The sequence below is a fragment of the Pseudomonas sp. TMW 2.1634 genome, from assembly GCF_001703595.1.
GTDB lineage: Bacteria > Pseudomonadota > Gammaproteobacteria > Pseudomonadales > Pseudomonadaceae > Aquipseudomonas > Aquipseudomonas fragi.
Window position 1 is genome coordinate 4,769,225 of the sequence record NZ_CP016849.1, and the last position, 20,727, is coordinate 4,789,951.

A 20,727-nucleotide genomic window follows, 5' to 3' on the forward strand; every position below is an offset into this window, starting at 1 on the left:
AGGAACGAAGGCTGCGTCCGATTGCGAAGCGATCGTAAAACCTTTGTCTGCGGCTTAACAGGTAGGCAGCGAACTCAGGTTTTACGACGACTGCGTCGCCGGACGCAGCCTTCGTTCCTCGGCAGCTGCTACGAGGGTAGGAGTGTTCTTGTCAAAATCCAGATTTGCTTCATCCTTGCGGGCCTATCGCAGTGTGCCCACGGAGAAGTATCGATGTCCTCAGTCCACCGGTCCTGGCGCCACGCCAAGCTGGCGCTGGCAGTCAGCCTCGCGTCGACGTCCGCCTGGGGCGTGAGCTTCAATGTCGGCCCGGTCGAGGGGCAGATCGATTCCGAGTTGTCCATTGGCGCCAGTTGGTCCACCGCCAGGGCCGACAGCAAGCTGATCGGCGCCAATAACGGCGGAACGGGCCAGTCGCAGATTTCCGATGATGGCCGTCTCAATTTCAAGCGCGGCGAGACTTTCTCGAAAATCTTCACCGGCATGCACGCCCTGGAGCTGAAGTACGGCGACAGCGGCCTGTATGTGCGCGGCAAATACTGGTACGACTTCGAGCTGCAGGACGACAGCCGCCCCTTCAAGGCCATCAGTGACAGTGGTCGCCGGGCCAGTGCGCAATCGGCCGGCGCGCAACTGCTCGATGCATTCGTGTATCACAACTACGCCATTGCCGATCAACCCGGCGCGGTGCGCCTGGGCAAGCAGGTGGTCAGTTGGGGCGAAGGTGCGTTTATCGGCGGTGGCATCAATGCCATCAACCCCACCGACCCCGCGGCCTATCGTCGGCCGGGCACGGAATACAAAGACGGCCTGGTACCGGTCAATCTGTTCTATGTGTCGCAAAACCTCACCGACAACCTCTCGGCCGACGCCTTCTACCAACTGGACTGGGAACCGTCCGAGGCGGACAACTGCGGCACATTTTTCTCCCAGTCTGACGTGATTGCCGACGGCTGCAGCGGCAACTACCGGGTGATGAGCAAGCGCTCGGCCCTGGATGTCGCTGACCTGGCGGCGCTCACATCGGCGGGTGCAGAGGTGAACGAGGAGGGCGTGCTGGTGCGCCGTGGCGCCAACCGCAATGCGCGCAACAGCGGGCAATTTGGCCTGGCCATGCACTATATGTTCGAGCCGCTGGACACCGAGTTCGGCGCCTATTTCATGAATTACCACAGCCGCGACCCGATCCTCAGCGCCGGCGCTGCAGCGCAATCGGCCTACAACGCAGCGGCGGGCGCGGGCGGGCTGGCGCCGATGATCGTGGCCGGTAATTCCAGCTATTACGTCGAGTACCCCGAAGATATCCGCCTGTACGGTGTGAGTTTTGCCACCACGTTATCCACAGGCACGGCCTGGAAAGGTGAATTGAGCTACCGGCCCAATGCCCCGGTGCAACTCAACAGCAACGACCTGTTGTACGCCAATGTCACGTTGCTGCCCGGCCTTGCCGATGCATCGCCACTGACCGTGACGCCTGGCGCGGATGTGCAGGGTTATCGGCGCAAGGAAGTCACACAGTTGCAGACCTCCCTGAGTCATGTGTTCGATAACGCGATGGGGGCCGATCGCCTGACGGTCACCGGCGAAGTGGGGGTGACACATGTGGCTGGCCTGGATAGCCCGTCCGGGCTGCGCTACGGGCGTGACCCGGTGTTTGGCTCCGCAGGCACTGACGGCTTCACCACGGCCACTTCCTGGGGCTACCGTGGCCGGGCGGTGTGGCAATACAACAGCGTGCTGCCCGGGGTGAACCTCAAGCCCAGCCTGGGGTGGTCCCATGACGTCAGCGGCTACTCGCCGGGGCCTGACGCCAGCTTCGAGGAAGGCCGCAAGGCCATCAGCCTGGGCCTGGACGGTGAGTACCAAAACACTTACACCGCCAGCCTGTCATACACCAACTTCTTTGGCGGTCGCTACAACACCCTCAGTGATCGCGATTTCATGGCGCTGACGGCGGGGGTGAAGTTCTGAATCGGGATTTGTGGGCAGGCGATCGGGCGACTATTGTTGATTCAGTGCAAATGTTTTCGATCAAAGGAATTTTTACCGTTGGTCGTGTTCCAACGCCTATAAAGGTCTAATGCCTATGGCCTTTGCCCCCAGAAAGATTGATCAGGAGCTTCACCATGTTCATTTCGCGTCGTTTGATTGTTGCTGCAAGTGCGGTTGCCTTGCTGGCCGGCTGCGCTACGCCCAACCCGTATGACAACCAGGGCCAGGCATCTTCCGGCACGGGCTTGAGCAAGACCGCCACCTACGGTGGCCTGGGGGCTCTGGCCGGTGCTGTGGCGGGTGCTGCGATCGACCATAACAACCGTGGCAAGGGCGCGTTGATCGGCGCCGCTGTGGCGGGCCTGGGGGCTGCGGGTTATGGCTATTACGCCGACAAGCAGGAAGCAGCCCTGCGTGCGAGCATGGCCAACACGGGCGTTGAAGTTCAGCGCCAGGGCGACAACATCACCCTGGTGATGCCGGGCAACATCACGTTTGCAACCAGCTCGGCCAACATTGCGCCAAGTTTCTATCAGCCGCTGAACAACCTGGCCAACTCGCTCAAGCAATTCAACAACCAGAACCTGATCCAGATCGTGGGTTACACCGACAGCACCGGTAACTACAACTACAACATGCAGCTCTCGCAGCAGCGTGCGCAAAGCGTAGCGACCTACCTGACGTCTCAAGGTGTCAGCGGCCAGTACCTGTCGGTCAAAGGCATGGGCCCGGCTGATCCGATTGCCAGCAACGCCACCGCAGATGGCCGCGCACAGAACCGTCGCGTGCAGGTGACCCTGGCGCCAATCCCGGGCATGCAGTATCAGCAGCCGGGTCAGGTGCAGCAGTACCCTTGATCAGTACCTCGTAGCAGCTGCCGAAGGCTGCGTCCGGCTGCGCAGCAGTCGCAAACCCTGGGTGCGGGGTTTGCCTGATACACGGTGACGGCTGATCTTGCGACGACTTTGTCGTCGATCGCAGCCTGCGGCAGCTGCTACGGGGGCGCAAGACACACAACAAAAAGCCCCGCGATCCTTGCAGATCGCGGGGCTTTTTGTTGTGTGCAACTTTTACTTCTTCAGGCCGTAATGCTCATCGAGCATGCCCGGGCCGTTGGGGCTTTTTGGTGCGTAGTCCAAAGGCGGCTCGGTGCTGTGCGGCGGGGTGATGCGCTCGCGATGCGGTTGTGGCACATCCGGGTGCAGGGCAGCCAGCAGGCGTTGGCGAGTCTGCTCGTCCAGGGCCAAACGGTTGGCGCCCTCGGCGAGGTGTTCTTGCACGTCCTGATAGCTCTGAGTGAGTTTCTTCACCAGGTTGGCGGTGGTGTTGAAGTGGGTAACCACTTCACTTTGGTAACTGTCAAAACGTTCCTGGATGTCGTCCAGCTGACGCTGCGTGCGGTTAGGCACGGCATTGGGCAGCAGACGAGCAACCAGAAAACCAATGGCGACACCGGCAACCAGGGCGAGAGTCGGCAACAACCAAATCAAGAGCGAGTGTTCCACGAGTCCTTCCTCTATAAACGGCTTTGCTTTACGTTAACGGCTCGGACCTGCGCTGTATACCGCGATGCACTCGCAAATATGTCAGACAGAATCTATCAGCTAGACGAGTCGACCCCATCTGAGGTCACGGAGTTCCCTCTTGCTTACCCGCGAAACCCCCGTAGTAATTGCTGGCCCGGTCGGCCAGCTTGAAGCCCTCTACCTTGATTCTGCTGAGCCCAAGGGCCTTGCGCTGCTGTGCCACCCCAATCCGGTACAGGGCGGCACCATGATGAATAAAGTGGTTTCGACCCTGCAGCGCACTGCCCGTGATGCTGGCCTGGTTACCTTGCGATTTAATTACCGTGGCACCGGCGCCAGTGAAGGCAGCCACGACATGGGCAGCGGTGAAGTGGACGATGCGTTGGCCGCCGCTCGCTGGTTGCGGGCTAAACACCCGGACTTGCCGATCACCCTGCTCGGTTTTTCGTTCGGCGGTTTTGTTGCTGCCAGCCTGGGTGGCCGGCTCGAAGCTGAAGGCGAGCAGCTGGCGCGGCTGTTTATGGTGGCACCGGCAGTGATGCGCCTGCGTGACGAAGACACCTTGCCCCACAACTGCCCGATCACCGTTATCCAGCCCGAAACCGACGAAGTGATCGATCCGCAGCTGGTCTATAACTGGTCAAACGAGCTGTCGCGCCCCCATGAGCTGCTGAAAGTGGCAGAATGCGGACACTTTTTTCACGGCAAGCTGCCCGAGCTCAAAGAGTTGGTAGCGCCACGCCTTTCGAATTGATTGCAGCCTGATAAGCGATTACCCATGACCTCTCGTACTCGTATCCTCACCGGCATCACCACCACCGGTACGCCGCACCTGGGCAACTACGCCGGGGCCATCCGCCCTGCGATCGTGGCCAGCCGCGACCCCAATGCCGATTCGTTCTACTTCCTGGCCGACTACCATGCCCTGATCAAGTGCGATGACCCGCTGCGCATTCAGCGCTCGCGTCAGGAAATCGCCGCGACCTGGCTGGCCGCCGGCCTGGATGTGGAGCGTGTGACCTTCTACCGCCAGTCCGATATCCCGGAAATCCCCGAACTGACCTGGCTGCTGACCTGCGTGGCAGCCAAGGGCCTGCTTAACCGCGCCCATGCCTACAAGGCTTCGGTGGACAAGAACTTGGAAAACGGCGAAGACCCGGATGCAGGTATCACCATGGGCCTGTACAGCTACCCGGTACTGATGGCCGCGGACATCCTGATGTTCAACGCCAACAAGGTGCCGGTGGGTCGTGACCAGATCCAGCACGTTGAAATGGCCCGCGACATTGGCCAGCGCTTCAACCACCTGTTCGGCAATGGCAAAGAGTTTTTCGCCATGCCCGAAGCGCTGATCGAAGAAAGCGTGGCCACCTTGCCGGGCCTGGACGGTCGCAAGATGTCCAAGAGCTATGACAACACCATCCCGTTGTTCAGCAGCGCCAAGGACATGAAAAGCGCGATCTCGCGCATCGTCACCGACTCCCGTGCGCCGGGCGAAGCCAAAGACCCGGACAACGCGCACCTGTTCACCCTGTATCAGGCGTTCTCGACACCCGTGCAGGCGGCCGAGTTCCGCAGCGAACTGTTGCAGGGCCTGGGCTGGGGCGAAGCCAAGGAGCGTCTGTTCAAGTTGCTGGATGCCGAGCTGGGCGAGTCCCGCGAGCGTTACCACGACCTGATGTCGCGTCCTGACGATATGGAAGACATCCTGCTGGCCGGCGCGCAAAAAGCTCGCAAAATCGCGGCACCTTTCCTTACCCAGTTGCGCGAAGCGGTTGGCCTGCGTTCGTTTGTCAGTGCCGCGCAAACCGCCGCCTCCGGCAAGAAAAAAGCCGTCAAGGGCCCGCGTTTTGTCAGCTTCCGTGACGAAGACGGCAGTTTCCGTTTCCGCCTGCTGGCAGCCGATGGCGAGCAATTGCTGTTGTCGCGCAGTTTTGCCGATGGCAAGACGGCGGGGCAGGTGACCAAGCAGCTGCAAGCCGGTGAGCCGCTGGATGTACGCAGCGACGCGCTGAGCTTCAGCGTCTGGCTGGGCGACGCCTGTGTGGCCGACAGCCCGGCTTTTGCCGACAGTGCGGCGCGTGATGCGGCGATCGAAGCCTTGCGCCTGGCCCTGGTGCCAGCGCAAGACTGAGAAACTGCGACGTTTCGTCTCAGGTTTGATTGCCATTCCCAAGGGTCGTCGCTACAGTGTCGGCCCGTTTTTGTTGCCTTGCTAACGAATTATGACGCCTCTAGAACGATATCAAGCAGATCTGAAACGCCCGGACTTCTTCCATGATGCCGCGCAGGAAAACGCTGTGCGCCATTTGCAGCGTCTGTATGACGACCTGGTCGCTTCCTCGCAGAGCAAGCCCGGCCTGTTTGGCAAGCTGTTCGGCAAAAAGGAGCTGACCCCGGTCAAGGGCCTCTACTTCTGGGGCGGCGTAGGCCGTGGCAAGACTTATCTGGTCGATACATTCTTTGACGCCCTGCCGTTCAAGGAAAAGGTGCGTACCCACTTCCACCGCTTCATGAAGCGCGTGCACGAAGAAATGCGCACCCTCAATGGCGAAAAGAACCCGCTGACCATCATCGCCAAGCGCTTCTCCGATGAGGCGCGGGTGATCTGCTTTGACGAATTCTTTGTGTCGGACATTACCGACGCCATGATTCTCGGCACCCTGATGGAAGAGCTGTTTAAAAACGGCGTCACCCTGGTGGCCACGTCGAACATCGTGCCGGACGGTCTGTACAAGGACGGCCTGCAGCGTGCGCGCTTCTTGCCCGCCATTGCCCTGATCAAGCAGAACACTGAAATCGTCAACGTCGACAGCGGCGTCGACTATCGCTTGCGTCACCTCGAGCAGGCCGAACTGTTTCACTTCCCGCTCAACGAAGAGTCCGAGAAGAGCCTGCGTGAGAGCTTCAAGGCGCTGACGCATAACTCCAACAGGGCGATCGAAAACGATGATCTGATCATCGAAAACCGCACCATCCGCGCCTTGCGCACCTGTGATGATGTGGCCTGGTTCGAGTTCCGCGAGTTGTGCGACGGCCCGCGCAGCCAGAACGACTACATCGAGCTTGGCAAGATCTTCAACGCTGTGATTCTCAGCGGTGTCGAGCAAATGGAAGTGAAAACGGACGATATCGCCCGGCGCTTTATCAACATGGTCGATGAGTTTTACGACCGCAACGTCAAGCTGATCATCTCGGCCGAAGTTGAGCTTAAAGACCTGTACAAGGGCGGGCGCCTGAACTTTGAGTTCCAGCGCACCCTCAGCCGCTTGCTGGAAATGCAGTCTCACGAATACCTGACGCGGGCGCACAAACCCTAGTCGAGAAACAGGCCTGCATTGCAGGCTTTTTTTTTGCGCGCTCGCTTCTAGGCTTCGGCAGCCTTGAACCCCAGGCGCTGTACATGTTTGGCGACTTCGCGGCCCATGCCTGCGCCGATCAATAGCCATATCAGGATGCGCGCCTTGTACGGGCACAGAAACCCGCACATCACCGCGCCGCGGTCGATCAGGTCCATCTCGCTGCCGATAAACCCGTAGCACGCTTCGGCGGTTGGGCCTGAGCCTGTGCGGCTTGCCACCAGCACCGGAATTTCGGTGGTGATCTGGTCGATCAGGTCCACCCAGTCGACACTGACATGGCCGCCGCCGAAAGCGCTGACCACCAGCGCGTCATATCCCAAGGCCAGTATGTGCTCCAGCAACACCGTGTCGGCTGCCAGGGTGGTGGGCAGCAGGGCCACCCGGTGATGAATGGAGCGGGGCATGGGCAGAACGGTGCGTGCGCCAGTTTTTCGCAGATAGCAGACCCGGTTTTCGATCATCAGCCCCACGGGGCCGAACAGGGGGGAGCTGAAGGCTTCCAGAGCCATCGATGAGGTTTTACGCACATGCAGGGCCTGGTGAATCTGGTCGTTCATGACCACCAGAACGCCGCGCTTGCGGCTTTGTGTATCCATAGCCACCCTGGCGGCATCGAGCAGGTTGGCGGGGCCGTCGGCACTGGGGCGGTCGCTGGGGCGCATGGCCCCGGTCAACACCAGTGGCACATCGGCATTCCACAGCAGATCAAGGAAAAACGCGGTTTCTTCCAGGGTGTCGGTGCCTTGGGTAATGACGATGCCTTGCACCCCCAGCTTCACTTGCTCCTGGGCCCAGATCAGCACTTCAAGCATCAGGTTGAAGTCCAGGGATGCGCTCGGTATCAGGCACAGGGTGTCGACACGCACCTCCAGCCCCTCATGCAGTTGCGAAATGTCCTCAAGCAGCGCTTCGCCAGTGAGCGCTGGGGTGGCCCCCGTGCCGGATTGTGTTGCACGCATGCTCACGGTGCCCCCCAAGGCGCCGATGGAGAGTGTGGGCAGGGTGTGGTGGTTGAGTGTGTGCGCCATGCTGTTTACCTCCGCCGCAGGGCCGGTAAAGCCTCTTCTTGTGGGTGCCCCCTGTTGAGGGCGTTTTTTATCAGAGGCTTTTCGGGCGGGCGGAGAAATCAGACTGTTCTGCTTGGTGTGTAGTCCATCGCTTAGTTTTTAAGCGACTTGATTTACACCGGCGTGCAGGAACTGTTGACGATACTGGTTTGGCGACAGCTCGGTATGTTGGCGAAACAGTCGCGCGAAGAAGCTGGCGTCGTCATAGCCCACGTCGTAGCTGATGGTCTTGATGCTTTTGCGGGTGGCCGAGAGCAGGCCCTTGGCGGTTTCTATGCGCAGGCGCTGCAGGTAGTGCAGGGGTTTGTCGCCGGTGGCCAGCTGAAAGCGGCGCATAAAGTTGCGGATGCTCATGCCGTGATCGCGGGCGACGTCTTCGAAGCGGAACTTGTCGGCGAAGTGCTCTTCGAGCCAGTGCTGGATTTGCAGGATGATCACGTCCTGGTGCAGCTTCTGGCCGCCAAAGCCGATGCGCCCCGGGGTGTAGTTGCGCTGCACTTCGTAAAGGATGTCGCGGGCCACGGCCTGGGCGATGGTGGCGCCGCAAAAACGCTCGATCATGTAGATATAGAGGTCGCAGGCCGAGGTCGGCCCGCCGGCGCAGTAGAGGTTGTCGGCGTCGGTGAGGTGCTTGTCCTGGTTGAGGTGTACCTGGGGGTAGCGACGGGCGAAGGTATCGAAAAAACGCCAGTAGGTGGTGGCCTCCTTGCCGTCGAGCAGCCCGGCTTCGGCGAGCCAGAATACCCCGGTGGCCTCGGCGCACAGCACTGCACCGCGGGCATGTTGTTCGCGCAGCCAGGGCACTACTTGCGGGTAGCGCTGGCAGAGGGTGTCGAAGTCATCACCGAAGGCCGGGAGGATGATGATGTCGGTGTCCTCCAGGGCGCCGTCCACGGGGAGCACCACGTCGCTGAAGCTGGTGGCCGGCTTGCCGTCGGGGCTCACCAGGCGGGTCTCGAAGGTGGGGGTCAGGCCTTGGCCCAGTTGCTTGCCGTGACGCAGGCTGGCGAGGTGAAAGAAGTCCTTGGCATGCATCAGGGTCGAGGCGAACACCCGATCGATGGCCAAAATATTGACGCGCCGCAGGGGCGTGGAGAGTTGATTAGACATAGACATATTTTGATTATTCTTATAGGTGAAATTGGTCAACTTGCGGCTGGATCGTCTTATGTTTTTTCCTGTGTGTCCAGAGGTTGCTGTTTTTGTGGGAGCGGCCTTGCTCGCGATGGCATCCAGGGGGTTTGCCTGAAACACCGCAGCGTCTGCATCGCGAGCAAGCCCGCTCCCACAAGGGGGGGCGGTGGGTCAAGGCGCCGGGTTTGGCTGGTCCTTGTGGATCGCTTCAATGCCCGCCAGCACCTCATCCGATAGCTTCAGGTCGTGGCTGGCAATATTGCTTTTGAGTTGCTCCATCGTCGTGGCGCCAATGATATTGCTGGTAACGAACGGTTGGCGGGTAACGAAAGCCAGGGCCATTTGCGCCGGATCGAGGCCATGTTCGCGGGCCAGGGCCACATAACGCTCGCTGGCAGCCACGGCCTGCGGGTTTGAATAGCGCGAGAAGCGGCTGTAGAGGCTCAGGCGGCCTTTTGGCGGTTGGGCGCCGCCACTGTACTTGCCAGTGAGCATGCCGAACGCCAGGGGCGAGTAGGCGAGCAGGCCGCATTGTTCGCGAATGGCGATCTCCGCCAGGCCCACTTCAAAGCTGCGGTTGAGCAGGCTGTAGGGGTTCTGGATCGATACGGCGCGTGGCCAGCCGCGGCTTTCGGCCAGTTGCAGGAACTTCATGGTGGCCCACGGCGTTTCGTTGGACAGGCCGATATGGCGGATCTTGCCGGCCCTGACCTGTTCGTCGAGCGCTTCGAGGGTGTCTTCCAGCGGGGTAAAGGCTTCGTCGGCGTCGTGGGTGTAGCCCAGTTGGCCGAAGAAGTTGGTGCTGCGTTCCGGCCAGTGCAACTGGTACAGGTCGATCCAGTCGGTTTGCAGGCGCTTGAGGCTGGCGTCCAGGGCTTGCACGATATGGGTGCGGTTGTGCTTGAGGTTACCGTCACGGATGTAGTCGATACCGTTGCCGGGGCCGGCGATCTTGCTGGCCAGGATCCAGTCGGCGCGATCACCGCGCTCCTTGAACCCGTTGCCGATATAGCGCTCGGTGGTGGCGTAGGTTTCGGCCTTGGGCGGTACCGGGTACATTTCGGCAGTATCGATAAAATTGATGCCGGCATCTTTGGCGTAAGCGATCTGCTCGAAGGCTTCAGCCTGGGTGTTCTGCTCGCCCCAGGTCATGGTCCCGAGGGCGATTGCGCTTACGTTCAGGTCGGTGCGGCCAAGCTTTCGGTAGTCCATCGGGTGCTCCTTCGGGTAAACAAACATAAAAGCAGGTTGTAATTTTTTGCGCAATCTGGATAATTGCCCACCTCTTTCTGCAGTGGAAGTGATGCGCCGCCTGCCGAAGAATCTTGCCGTTGAACGGACGCGCTGACCCGAGCCCCCGATAGCGTCTGTATCCGGCTGCCTTTGACTTGTCAAAGTACGCACTATTCAGTAAGATCCGCCGTCTAATTTACAGGGCGGCCCCTGAGGCTATAAAGAATGAAAACTTTTACTGCTAAACCAGAAACAGTAAAGCGCGACTGGTTTGTCGTCGACGCTGCTGGTCAGACCCTGGGTCGTCTGGCCACCGAGATCGCGAGCCGTCTGCGTGGCAAGCACAAGCCGGAATACACTCCGCACGTTGACACCGGTGACTACATCGTTGTTATCAACGCTGAGCAAATCCGTGTTACTGGTGCTAAAACCACTGACAAGATGTACTACTCTCACTCCGGTTTCCCGGGCGGGATTAAGTCGATCAACTTCGAAAAGCTGATCGCCAAAGCTCCTGAGCGCGTGATCGAGACCGCGGTTAAAGGCATGCTGCCTAAAAACCCACTGGGTCGCGACATGTACCGTAAGCTGAAAGTCTATGCGGGCGCTGCTCACCCTCATACTGCTCAGCAGCCCCAAGAACTGAAGTTTTAACGGAATAGTTCATTATGTCGGCGACTCAAAACTACGGCACTGGCCGTCGTAAAACCGCAACCGCTCGCGTTTTCCTGCGTCCGGGTACCGGTAACATCTCCATCAACAACCGCACTCTGGAGAATTTCTTCGGTCGCGAAACTGCCCGCATGGTAGTTCGTCAGCCGTTGGAACTGACTGAGACTGTCGAGAAATTCGACATCTACGTCACCGTGATCGGTGGTGGTGTAAGTGGTCAAGCTGGCGCAATCCGCCACGGTATCACTCGCGCACTGATGCAGTATGACGAAACCCTGCGTGGCGCTCTGCGCAAAGCTGGCTTCGTTACTCGCGATGCTCGTGAAGTTGAACGTAAGAAAGTCGGTCTGCGTAAAGCGCGTAAGCGTCCGCAGTACTCGAAGCGTTAATTCGCAGCTTCGTTCAAAAAGCCCAGCCTCCTTCGGGAGCTGGGCTTTTTTTATGGGCGATGATTTAGCGGTGTGACAACTTGCCACATCCAGCAAACGCCTATACTACAAGGCTTGTAGCCGCCCCAGAGCGGTAATTACCTTGTAAGACTAGGGGCTTTTCATTACCATTCTGCAAAATTTTTATAAGTAATAGATGCATATTTAGTAGATGCCTGATTTAACAGGCCACAAAGCTGATGGGAGAGGACTGAATGAGCAATGACGGCGTAAATGTCGGCCGGCGTCGCTTCCTCGTAGCAGCCACATCCGTGGTGGGTGCTGCAGGAGCGGTGGGGGCGGCGGTCCCGTTCGTGGGGTCGTGGTTTCCCAGTGCCAAGGCGAAAGCCGCTGGCGCACCGGTGAAAGTGAATATTGCAAAGGTTGAGCCAGGTCAGCAAATGATTGCTGAGTGGCGTGGTCAGCCGGTATTCATCGTACGTCGCACCGAGGAGATCCTGGCAAACCTGAAGAAGATTGAAGGGCAGCTCGCTGACCCGGACTCCAAGCAATCTGATCAGCCTGCTTATGTGAACCCCGAGTTGCGGTCGATCAAGCCAGAGATTCTGTTGTTGATCGGTATTTGCACCCACTTGGGTTGCTCGCCTACATTCCGTCCTGAGGTCGCGCCTGTAGATCTTGGCAAGGACTGGGTCGGTGGCTATTTCTGCCCTTGTCATGGTTCGCACTATGATCTGGCCGGCCGCGTCTACAAGGCCCAACCAGCCCCGCTGAACCTGCCAGTACCGCCCTACTACTATGAGACGGACAACATTGTTGTCGTTGGCCTCGATGGGGAGAACGCGTAATGAGCAAGTTCATGGATTGGGTTGATGCCCGTTTCCCCGCCACCAAAATGTGGGAAGACCACCTCAGCAAGTACTACGCCCCGAAGAACTTCAACTTCTTCTATTTCTTTGGTTCTCTCGCATTGCTCGTTCTGGTCAACCAGATCGTGACCGGTGTGTGGCTGACCATGAGCTACACGCCGTCGGCTGAAGAAGCCTTTGCTTCTGTCGAATACATCATGCGTGACGTCGAATACGGTTCAATTCTGCGCTTGCTGCACTCTACCGGTGCATCGGCGTTCTTTATCGTCGTCTACCTGCACATGTTCCGCGGCCTGCTCTACGGCTCGTACCAGAAGCCCCGCGAGCTGGTCTGGCTGTTCGGCATGATGATCTACCTGGCCCTGATGGCTGAAGCCTTTATGGGTTACCTGCTGCCTTGGGGGCAAATGTCCTACTGGGGCGCCCAGGTGATCATTTCGCTGTTCGGTGCCATTCCGGTGATCGGTAACGACCTGACCCAGTGGATTCGGGGTGACTACCTGATCTCCGGGATTACCCTGAACCGCTTCTTCGCCCTGCACGTGGTGGCCTTGCCTATCGTGATCCTGGGGCTGGTGGTGCTGCACATTCTGGCCCTGCACGAAGTCGGCTCCAACAACCCCGACGGCGTGGACATCAAGAAGCACAAGGACGAAAACGGCATACCGCTGGACGGCATTCCGTTCCACCCGTACTACACCGTCAAAGACATTGTCGGCGTGGTGGTGTTCCTGTTTATCTTCTGCTCGATTGTGTTCTTCTTCCCGGAAATGGGCGGTTACTTCCTGGAAAAACCGAACTTTGAACAGGCTAACGCCTTCAAGACGCCGGAGCACATTGCCCCTGTCTGGTACTTCACGCCGTTCTACGCGATCCTGCGGGCCATCCCGGACAAGCTGCTTGGCGTCATTGCCATGGGCGCCGCGATTGCCGTGCTGTTCGTGTTGCCGTGGCTTGATCGCAGTCCGGTCAAATCCATGCGCTACAAGGGCTGGATGAGCAAGGTATGGCTGTGGGTGTTCTGCATCTCCTTCGTGATCCTGGGCGTGTTGGGTGTATTGGCACCGACCCCGGGCCGCACGCTGCTGTCGCAGGTGTGTACGTTCCTGTACTTCGCCTACTTCATTCTGATGCCGTTCTACACCAGGCTTGAGAAGACCAAACCGGTTCCGGAAAGGGTGACTGGCTGATGAAAAAGCTATTTGCTGTATTGATGCTCGCGGTAATGCCTGTGTTCTCCTTTGCGGCAGAACAGGGTGTGCAGCTCGACAAGGTCGACATCGATGTTTCTGACAAGGCTGCCCTGCAGGACGGCGCGCGTACATTCGCCAACTACTGCATGGGCTGTCACAGTGCCAAGTTCCAGCGTTACGAGCGCGTAGCCGACGACCTGGGCATCCCCCATGAAGTCATGCTTGATAACCTGGTGTTCACCGGTGCCAAGATTGGCGACCACATGAACATCGGCATGCAGCCCAACGACGCCAAGGCCTGGTTCGGTGCTGCACCGCCTGACCTGACCCTGGTAGCTCGTGTGCGCGGCACCGACTGGCTGTACAGCTACCTGCGTGCCTTCTACGAAGACCCGTCACGCCCTTGGGGTGTGAACAACAAGGTCTTCCCGAACGTGGGCATGCCTAACGTGCTGGCGCCGCTGCAAGGTCGTCAGGTGATCGGTTGCAAGCAAGTACAGATCGTCGAAGACGGCAAGAAGCAGTATGATCCGCTCACCGGTACGCCTTTGACCCATGAAGCGTGCGACCAGCTGACAGTGCTGCCAAAAACCGGCGCCCTGACAGAAGAGCAGTTCGATGAGAAGATCAAGAACCTTGTGACCTTCCTGGCCTACTCGGCCAACCCGGTGAAGCTGGAGCATCAGCGCATCGGTACTTACGTGCTGATCTACCTGGCCTTCCTCTTTGTATTCGCTTATCTGCTCAAGCGCGAATACTGGAAAGATGTGCACTGATATAGTTACACGCAATGCTGTTAATCGTGCGCGCCCAAGGGTGTCTCTGAAAAGGTAACAGTGCAGGTCGGGTGGCAGGTGGGGTCAATGACCTTGCCTGCCACCCGGGTTGTGGTTATCAGAGGCGTTCCTTGGGCGCGTTCGTTTTTCCGCTCCCGATAATTTCAACAAGCGAGGAGGACCGCCATGGGCGTGACCAATCGGTTGGCCTGTTACTCCGACCCCGCCGACCACTATTCCCACCGGGTACGCATTGTGCTCGCAGAGAAAGGTGTCAGCGCCGAGATCATCAGTGTGGAGGCGGGCCGTCAGCCGCCGAAGCTGATCGAAGTGAACCCCTACGGCAGCCTGCCAACCCTGGTCGATCGTGACCTGGCGTTGTGGGAGTCGACCGTGGTGATGGAATATCTGGATGAGCGCTACCCGCATCCGCCGTTGCTGCCGGTTTACCCGGTAGCGCGGGCCAATAGCCGCCTGTTGATCCATCGCATCCAGCGCGACTGGTGTGCGCTGGTTGACCTGATCCTTGATTCGCGGACCAAGGAGCCGGCGCGTGTGCAGGCCCGCAAGGAGCTGCGCGAAAGCCTGACGGGTGTTTCTGCATTATTTGCCGACAAACCTTTTTTCCTCAGTGATGAGCAAAGTCTGGTCGACTGCTGTCTATTGCCGATACTCTGGCGCTTGCCTGTTTTGGGTATTGAATTGCCGCGGCCAGCCAAGCCGTTGCTCGACTATATGGAGCGCCAATTTGCGCGTGAGGCTTTCCAGGCGAGTCTGTCTGGTGTCGAACGCGACATGCGCTAAGGCTTAGGAGCCCTCGATGAATTCAAGTCGACCTTATCTGGTGCGTGCGCTCTATGAGTGGATCGTTGATAACGATTGCACTCCGCACATGCTGGTTAACTCTGACTACCCCAAGGTGCAAGTGCCTGCGGGTTTTGCCAGTGACGGGCAGATTGTCCTGAATGTTTCGCCAACCGCCGTGCGCCAACTGCACATGGACAACGAAGCGGTAAGCTTTGAAGGGCGTTTTGGTGGTGTGCCACACACGTTGTATGTGCCTATTGCCGCAATCCTGGGCGTGTATGCCCGTGAGAACGGCCAGGGCATGGTGTTCGACCTGGAAGAGCCTCTGGAGGCTGATGACGAGGTTGAGCCGGATGACGACGGTCCGCCACCAGGCTCCGAGCCGCCGCGCCCTACGGGCCGGCCGAGCCTGAAAGTGGTGAAGTAATAAAAAAGGCGACCTGAAGAGGTCGCCTTTTTTGTGCCTGCCAGAGGGGGCTGTCAGTCGATGTACTCGAACAGTTTGACGATTTTCTGTACCCCGGAAACGCTCTGTACCAGGCTGGTGGCGCGGGCGGCTTCCTGCTTGGTGACCAGGCCGAGCATGTAGACGATACCGTTCTCGGTGACCACCTTGATGCGCGAGCCGGGAATGGCGCTGTCGGTCAGCATCTGGGTCTTGATCTTGGTGGTCAGCCAGGCGTCGTTGTTGCGTGCCAGGATCGACGACGGTGCCATGACCTGCAACTCGTTGTTGACCTTCTTCACTCGCTGCACGGAGGCTGCTGCCTGCTCGGCCTGGGCCTTGAGGTCGGCGCGCGGGGTCTGGCCGGCCAGCAGCACGATACCGTTGTAGCTGGTGACCACGATGTGCGAACCGGTGTCCAGGTCCGGGTTGGCCTTGGCCACGTTCACGGCGACCTTGGTTTCGATCAGGGAGTCATCGATCTTGCTACCGAAGGTGCGGGTGCCGCGATCATCTTCGATAGGGGTGTCGCGGGTGGCGGTCAGTACCGAACTGCAACCGGCGGTCAGACCAAGACACAGGGTCAGGGCTACCAGGCCTAGTCGATTAAAAGTCATTCTTCACTCCCGAACAGTTGGCTGTCGATCAGATCGCACAAGCAGTGGATCGCCAGCAGGTGGACTTCTTGAATACGTGCGGTGACATTGGACGGAACGCGGATTTCCACGTCCTCGGGCAGCAGCAGCGAGGCCATGCCGCCGCCGTCGCGGCCGGTCATGGCGACCACGATCATTTCGCGGTCATGGGCCGCCTGGATCGCCTGGATGATATTGGCCGAGTTGCCACTGGTGGAAATGGCCAGCAGCACGTCGCCGGGCTGGCCCAGGGCGCGGATCTGCTTGGAGAAGATCTCGTTAAAGCTGTAATCGTTGGCGATCGAGGTGATCGTCGACGTGTCGGTGGTCAGTGCGATGGCGGGCAGGCTCGGGCGCTCGCGCTCGAAGCGGTTGAGCAGCTCGGATGAAAAGTGCTGGGCGTCGCCTGCCGACCCGCCATTGCCGCACGAGAGCATCTTGCCTTCGTTGAGCAGGGCGTTAACCATCACCTGGCTGGCTTGCTCGATATGGGGGGCGAGCACTTCCATTGCCTGCTGCTTGGTGTCGATGCTGGCCTGAAAAAGCTGGCGGATCCGGGATTGCATGTCCATCTATGTGACCTTAAGTAGGGCGGCTGGTCGGGCGTGATCCAGGTGTAGCTGGGTGACTTCCCGGCACAAGAATGTGCAGCCCGCAAAGCAAAGCAAAATCGTTAAAAAAGGGTGCTGGAATCGGCCTGGCAGCGCTACTGGCTGTCAAAGGCATTCCGTAGCCAGTTCAATCGGGGTGTTGTGCTGTCCATTGTCACTACGTCAAAGCGGCACGGGTGATTGGCCCAGCGCGCTTGTTGCTGCAAAAAGTGCTGGGCGGCCAGTACCAGCTTTTGACGCTTGCGTGCATCAATGCTGGCCAGTGCGCCACCCCATTGCGCATGTTGGCGGTAACGAACTTCGACGAATACTACTGTATCGCCGTCAAGCATGACCAGATCCAGCTCGCCACGCTTGCATGACCAGTTCTGCGCCAGCAGGCGCAAACCCTGTTGCTCAAGATGCCGCAGCGCCAGGCGCTCGGCATCCTTGCCAGCTTGCTGGCTTGAGCGTTCGGGCATCAGTTGGTCGTAGCCGGCAAGCGTTGGGGCTGGCCATTGGTGAATTCGGCCCACGGCAGTTGGCGTTCCACGCGCTGTGCCGGGCTCATGCTCAGGCTGCCGGACATGCCGTCAATCCGGCTGTCGGGCAGGGCCTTGAGCTGGCCCAGGCTCGGGGCCAGGCGGTAGGCGTCAATGCCCATCGCGTACAGGCGGCCCAGGCTGCCGCCGGCTTGTGGCCATTGTGCGGTCACTTGCTGGCGCAGCGGGTTGCTCGGGTCGAGCAACCAGGGGGTTTCGCAGAAGCGGATGCCGTTCATGTCGTTGTACTGGTTCTGGTCGCCGCTGGCGCTGAACACATGGGACGTTGCGTAAACCGGCAGGTCGCCAGCGTACTGGTAGTTCAGGGTCGGCTTGATCTGCTGGGCCTGCTGCGGGGTGGCGGCGAGGAACAGGAACTGCATGTCCTGGCGGCGTGTTGGCTCGGCCGAGCCGCCGTTTTTGCGCAGTTGCACCAGATCGGCGACTTGCTGGGCGAGGGCCACAGGCTTGTCGATATGTTCAACGCCGACAACGGTGCCGCCGTGTGCTTCCCATTCCTGGCGGAAGGCCTTGAGTACGCGGTCGCCCCATTCGCCGACTGGCACCATCGCGCCAGCACGGGTCAGGCCGTCGGCCCGGGCGCGACGCGCCACTTCACGGGCTTCGTCTTCAGCCGCGAGGCCGAACTGGAACAGTTGCGCCGGGCCTTGAGTGCCTTCGCTGTAGTTCAGGGCCAGGGTGGTGATCGGCAATTGCTGACGGCTGCTGAGTTGCTTGACCAGGGATTTCTCCAGTGGGCCCACCACCAGTTGCACGCCGTCGGCCTGGGCCTGACGGTAGAAGTCGTCCAGCGAGGTCAGGCGCGAGCTGTCATAGAACTGAATGCTTGGCGGGTTTTGCCCGGCTTGCTGGGCCTGGTAGTGCGCAGCCATGAAACCATCGCGCAGGGCTTTGCTCACCGAGGCCAGCTGGCCGTCCTGGGGCAGCAGCAGGGCGATCCTGGTCAGGGGCTGGCTGGCCAGTTCCTTGAGCTTGATCAGCGGTGTTGGCAGCTGGAGGGCGGCCGGGTGAGTGGGGTTCTGCGCGCGCCACTGGTCAATGGCGTTCTGTTGGTCCTGCAGGGTGCCGGCGCTCTTCACGGCCAGGGCCAAGGACATCCAGCCGCCCAGCACATCATTGCTCTGGCTGTGCAGTTGCTCGACCGGCAGGCTGGCCACGAGTGCCCAGATAGCATCGTTGTTGCTGGTGGCGGCTTCGCCGGTCAGGTTCGGGCTCAGCGCTGCGCGTTCGCGGGCGGCGGCCAGGGCCTGGCCGTCAGCCTCCAGGGCGCGGGCGTGGACAGTGCGGGTGCGCACTTGCAGGTCCACTGGCAGCTCGCCCAGGATCGCTGTGCTTGGATGGTTCAGGGCTGCGACTGCGGCCTTGGGGTCATTGCGGCTCATCGCCAGCTCGGCTGCCAGGGTGTTGGCAAAGACCTGTTGCGCGGGCTTGAGCGAGTCCAGCGGGACCATGGCCAGGATCTGCGCGGCGCGAGCATTGTTTTGCTGGCGCTGGGCAAGATCGGCTGCCGACAGGCGGAGCAGGGCGGCTTTTTCCGGATTGGTGCTCTCGGCGGCCTGCTGGAGCAGTTGCTCGAGGCTGGCATCCGGGGTCCGTGGAAGTTCGCCAAGGCTGGACGAGGGCGAGCTGGCGCAAGCCGCCAACAGGGCAGCAAGGCAGAGGGCAGTGAACAGCCGCAGGCAAGCGATCATGTAGTGTTCCTGATACTCGATCAAATGAGTTGGGAAGTGTACCCAAGCACTGGCCGGGGCGCGATGTTAGCGGCAATAAAGCCTGAATTTAGATGCGTTCTGTACGTTGTGGCAGTAAAAGTTTACCCGCTTGGCGTTTTGCGGCCTGCAGGGTGGGTGCGTTCATGAGGGCTCTACGCGCTACAATGGCGCCTTTAACTCTTATGAGGTGTGCGTTTTGACTGCTCCAGGTGATTTGAATTCCGTTCTTGGCTCACTTTATGTGGTGGCCACGCCCATCGGTAACCTGGACGACATCAGTGCGCGTGCGCTCAAGGTATTGCGTGACGTGTCGCTGATTGCGGCCGAAGACACGCGCCACTCCCTGCGCTTGATGCAGCACTTTGGTATTTCCACGCCGCTGGGCGCCTGTCACGAGCACAACGAGCGGGATGAGGGCAGCCGTTTCATCCAGCGTTTGCTGGCGGGTGAAGATGTGGCGTTGATCTCGGATGCCGGTACGCCGCTGATTTCCGATCCGGGTTATCACCTTGTGCGCCAGGCCCGGGCGGCCGGGGTCAAGGTTGTGCCCGTGCCGGGTGCCTGTGCCTTGATCGCCGCCTTGTCGGCTGCGGGCCTGCCTTCGGATCGCTTTATCTTCGAGGGGTTCCTGCCGGCCAAGGCCGTCGGGCGTCGTTCGCGCCTGCAGTTACTTAAAGAAGAGCCGCGCACGCTGATTTTTTACGAGGCGCCGCACCGCATTCTTGAGTGCCTGCAAGATCTTGAACTGGTATTTGGGCCTGAGCGTCCGGCATTGCTGGCGCGAGAGCTGACCAAAACGTTCGAAACGCTCAAGGGCTTGCCTTTGTCCGAGTTGCGCGCTTTTGTTGAAAATGACAGTAACCAGCAGCGCGGCGAGTGCGTGGTTCTGGTTGCCGGCTGGACTGCGCCTGAAACAGAAGAGGCGGTCAGCAGTGAAGCGATGCGTATTCTCGATTTGTTGCTTAAAGAGATGCCACTCAAGCGTGCAGCTGCACTTGCCGCTGAAATAACCGGTGAGCGCAAGAACGTCTTGTACCAAGTTGCACTTGAAAAGCAGAAAGCAGAGTAACGATTGATATCAAGTGATGGCTTTTTGATATCTTTGCAGGGCTGCCCCCGTGACTAAAGGCCGCAACTCAGGCAAATCAACCTGCCTTGCGGCGTTTAACGCTTGTTCTATACGCTCTGTACAGTTAATCTTCGCGCCGGAGAGTCGATTGGACAGTCGCTGCCCTCTATGAAAATTAGGGGGGGGAGGAAAGTCCGGGCTCCATAGGGCGAAGTGCCAGGTAATGCCTGGGAGGCGTGAGCCTACGGAAAGTGCCACAGAAAATAACCGCCTAAGCGCTTCGGCGCCGGTAAGGGTGAAAAGGTGCGGTAAGAGCGCACCGCACGACTGGCAACAGTTCGTGGCTAGGTAAACCCCACTTGGAGCAAGACCAAATAGGGTCCCAAGGCGTGGCCCGCGCTGGGACCGGGTAGGTTGCTAAAGATGTCCAGTGATGGCCATCGTAGACGAATGACTGTTCACGACAGAACCCGGCTTACAGATCGACTCTCCACCTTTTTCTCTTCTGCTTGCCCTGCAGGCAGATTGCTTTACTCGAAGTCGCTTTATCCCCCGCTATTCATTGTCAGAATATTTCCCGACGTAATGCCGAAAAGTTCTTACTCTTAACAAACTACTTTAAGTTTGAAGTCTAGAGCTTTGAATTTGCGGCGCGTCGCTGGTCAAAAAATCCCTCCGCTTACTGCTCCACGT

At 59.4% G+C, this 20,727-nt stretch carries 21 protein-coding genes and 1 other RNA gene; 14 read left to right on the top strand and 8 right to left on the bottom strand.

The window, feature by feature from the left end:
- Positions 1-213: 213 nt before the first annotated feature.
- Positions 214-1,971 (top strand): DUF1302 domain-containing protein, encoded by a 1,758-nt coding sequence (locus BFC21_RS22675; protein ID WP_088378994.1) that lies wholly within the window; start codon positions 214-216, stop codon positions 1,969-1,971.
- A gap of 155 nt (positions 1,972-2,126) precedes the next feature.
- Positions 2,127-2,849 carry an OmpA family protein gene (locus BFC21_RS22680; RefSeq protein WP_088378995.1) on the top strand — a complete coding sequence of 241 codons (723 nt, stop codon included), beginning with the start codon at positions 2,127-2,129 and terminating at the stop codon, positions 2,847-2,849.
- A 213-nt stretch (positions 2,850-3,062) separates the two neighbouring features.
- Here BFC21_RS22680 and BFC21_RS22685 read toward each other — a convergent pair whose 3' ends face one another.
- On the bottom strand, positions 3,063-3,497 hold the full coding sequence (locus tag BFC21_RS22685) for a YhcB family protein (protein WP_016779504.1): 435 nt from the start codon (positions 3,495-3,497) through the stop codon (positions 3,063-3,065).
- A gap of 139 nt (positions 3,498-3,636) precedes the next feature.
- Here BFC21_RS22685 and BFC21_RS22690 point away from each other — a divergent pair, with 139 nt between their 5' ends.
- The 3 genes from BFC21_RS22690 (at position 3,637) to zapE (ending at position 6,838) form a co-directional block, all read left to right on the top strand.
- Positions 3,637-4,272: an alpha/beta hydrolase gene (locus BFC21_RS22690; protein WP_120266506.1), complete on the top strand. Its 636-nt coding sequence runs from the start codon at positions 3,637-3,639 to the stop codon at positions 4,270-4,272.
- Between the two features lie 24 nt (positions 4,273-4,296).
- Positions 4,297-5,652, top strand: coding sequence for a tryptophan--tRNA ligase (locus tag BFC21_RS22695; protein ID WP_088378997.1), 1,356 nt, complete (start codon positions 4,297-4,299; stop codon positions 5,650-5,652).
- 91 nt (positions 5,653-5,743) lie between these two features.
- Positions 5,744-6,838: a cell division protein ZapE gene (gene zapE / locus BFC21_RS22700; protein ID WP_029611241.1), complete on the top strand. Its 1,095-nt coding sequence runs from the start codon at positions 5,744-5,746 to the stop codon at positions 6,836-6,838.
- Between the two features lie 47 nt (positions 6,839-6,885).
- On the opposite strand, the gene BFC21_RS22705 is transcribed toward zapE, so the two are convergent.
- The 3 genes from BFC21_RS22705 to BFC21_RS22720 form a co-directional block, all read right to left on the bottom strand.
- Positions 6,886-7,908 carry an asparaginase gene (locus tag BFC21_RS22705; RefSeq protein WP_088378998.1) on the bottom strand — a complete coding sequence of 341 codons (1,023 nt, stop codon included), beginning with the start codon at positions 7,906-7,908 and terminating at the stop codon, positions 6,886-6,888.
- 138 nt (positions 7,909-8,046) lie between these two features.
- Complete coding sequence (locus BFC21_RS22710) at positions 8,047-8,982, bottom strand: GlxA family transcriptional regulator (protein ID WP_177342616.1); 936 nt, start codon at positions 8,980-8,982, stop codon at positions 8,047-8,049.
- Positions 8,983-9,252: 270 nt separating this feature from the next.
- Positions 9,253-10,293 carry an NADP(H)-dependent aldo-keto reductase gene (locus BFC21_RS22720; RefSeq protein WP_088378999.1) on the bottom strand — a complete coding sequence of 347 codons (1,041 nt, stop codon included), beginning with the start codon at positions 10,291-10,293 and terminating at the stop codon, positions 9,253-9,255.
- Between the two features lie 246 nt (positions 10,294-10,539).
- Between BFC21_RS22720 and rplM the strand changes: the two genes are divergently transcribed.
- The 7 genes from rplM to BFC21_RS22755 all read left to right on the top strand — a co-directional run bounded on the left by rplM (position 10,540) and on the right by BFC21_RS22755 (position 15,447).
- Entirely contained in the window at positions 10,540-10,968 is a 429-nt protein-coding gene (gene rplM / locus BFC21_RS22725; RefSeq protein ID WP_007917032.1) for a 50S ribosomal protein L13, read from the top strand.
- A 14-nt stretch (positions 10,969-10,982) separates the two neighbouring features.
- Positions 10,983-11,375 (top strand): 30S ribosomal protein S9, encoded by a 393-nt coding sequence (gene rpsI, locus BFC21_RS22730; protein WP_003216038.1) that lies wholly within the window; start codon positions 10,983-10,985, stop codon positions 11,373-11,375.
- 254 nt (positions 11,376-11,629) lie between these two features.
- A complete protein-coding gene (gene petA, locus BFC21_RS22735) occupies positions 11,630-12,223 on the top strand; it encodes a ubiquinol-cytochrome c reductase iron-sulfur subunit (protein ID WP_083369776.1) in 594 nt (197 codons plus the stop codon).
- Positions 12,223-13,434: a cytochrome bc complex cytochrome b subunit gene (locus BFC21_RS22740; RefSeq protein ID WP_016779512.1), complete on the top strand. Its 1,212-nt coding sequence runs from the start codon at positions 12,223-12,225 to the stop codon at positions 13,432-13,434. Before petA ends, BFC21_RS22740 begins: the two co-directional genes overlap by 1 nt.
- Entirely contained in the window at positions 13,434-14,213 is a 780-nt protein-coding gene (locus tag BFC21_RS22745) for a cytochrome c1 (protein ID WP_088379000.1), read from the top strand. Before BFC21_RS22740 ends, BFC21_RS22745 begins: the two co-directional genes overlap by 1 nt.
- 186 nt (positions 14,214-14,399) lie before the next feature.
- Complete coding sequence (locus tag BFC21_RS22750; RefSeq protein WP_016779514.1) at positions 14,400-15,017, top strand: glutathione S-transferase N-terminal domain-containing protein; 618 nt, start codon at positions 14,400-14,402, stop codon at positions 15,015-15,017.
- 16 nt (positions 15,018-15,033) lie between these two features.
- Positions 15,034-15,447, top strand: a complete 414-nt coding sequence (locus BFC21_RS22755; RefSeq protein WP_016779515.1) for a ClpXP protease specificity-enhancing factor — start codon at positions 15,034-15,036, stop codon at positions 15,445-15,447.
- Positions 15,448-15,500: 53 nt separating this feature from the next.
- Here the strand turns inward: BFC21_RS22755 and BFC21_RS22760 are convergent, their stop codons facing one another.
- The 4 genes from BFC21_RS22760 to BFC21_RS22775 all read right to left on the bottom strand — a co-directional run bounded on the left by BFC21_RS22760 (position 15,501) and on the right by BFC21_RS22775 (position 18,944).
- A complete protein-coding gene (locus BFC21_RS22760; protein WP_095005047.1) occupies positions 15,501-16,082 on the bottom strand; it encodes a BON domain-containing protein in 582 nt (193 codons plus the stop codon).
- Positions 16,079-16,672 (bottom strand): phosphoheptose isomerase, encoded by a 594-nt coding sequence (locus tag BFC21_RS22765; protein WP_016779517.1) that lies wholly within the window; start codon positions 16,670-16,672, stop codon positions 16,079-16,081. The genes BFC21_RS22760 and BFC21_RS22765 overlap by 4 nt, the downstream gene beginning before the upstream one ends.
- Positions 16,673-16,806: 134 nt before the next feature.
- A complete protein-coding gene (locus BFC21_RS22770) occupies positions 16,807-17,172 on the bottom strand; it encodes a YraN family protein (RefSeq protein ID WP_088379001.1) in 366 nt (121 codons plus the stop codon).
- A complete protein-coding gene (locus BFC21_RS22775; protein WP_088379002.1) occupies positions 17,172-18,944 on the bottom strand; it encodes a penicillin-binding protein activator in 1,773 nt (590 codons plus the stop codon). Before BFC21_RS22775 ends, BFC21_RS22770 begins: the two co-directional genes overlap by 1 nt.
- A 235-nt stretch (positions 18,945-19,179) precedes the next feature.
- On the opposite strand from BFC21_RS22775, the gene rsmI reads away from it, so the two are divergent.
- Both rsmI and rnpB read left to right on the top strand, forming a co-directional pair.
- The gene (rsmI, locus tag BFC21_RS22780; protein WP_037000951.1) at positions 19,180-20,034 is read left to right on the top strand and encodes a 16S rRNA (cytidine(1402)-2'-O)-methyltransferase; all 855 of its coding nucleotides are present in this window, start codon (positions 19,180-19,182) and stop codon (positions 20,032-20,034) included.
- A gap of 140 nt (positions 20,035-20,174) precedes the next feature.
- Positions 20,175-20,528: RNase P RNA component class A (gene rnpB, locus BFC21_RS22785), an RNA gene on the top strand.
- The last annotated feature ends 199 nt before the right edge of the window (positions 20,529-20,727 follow it).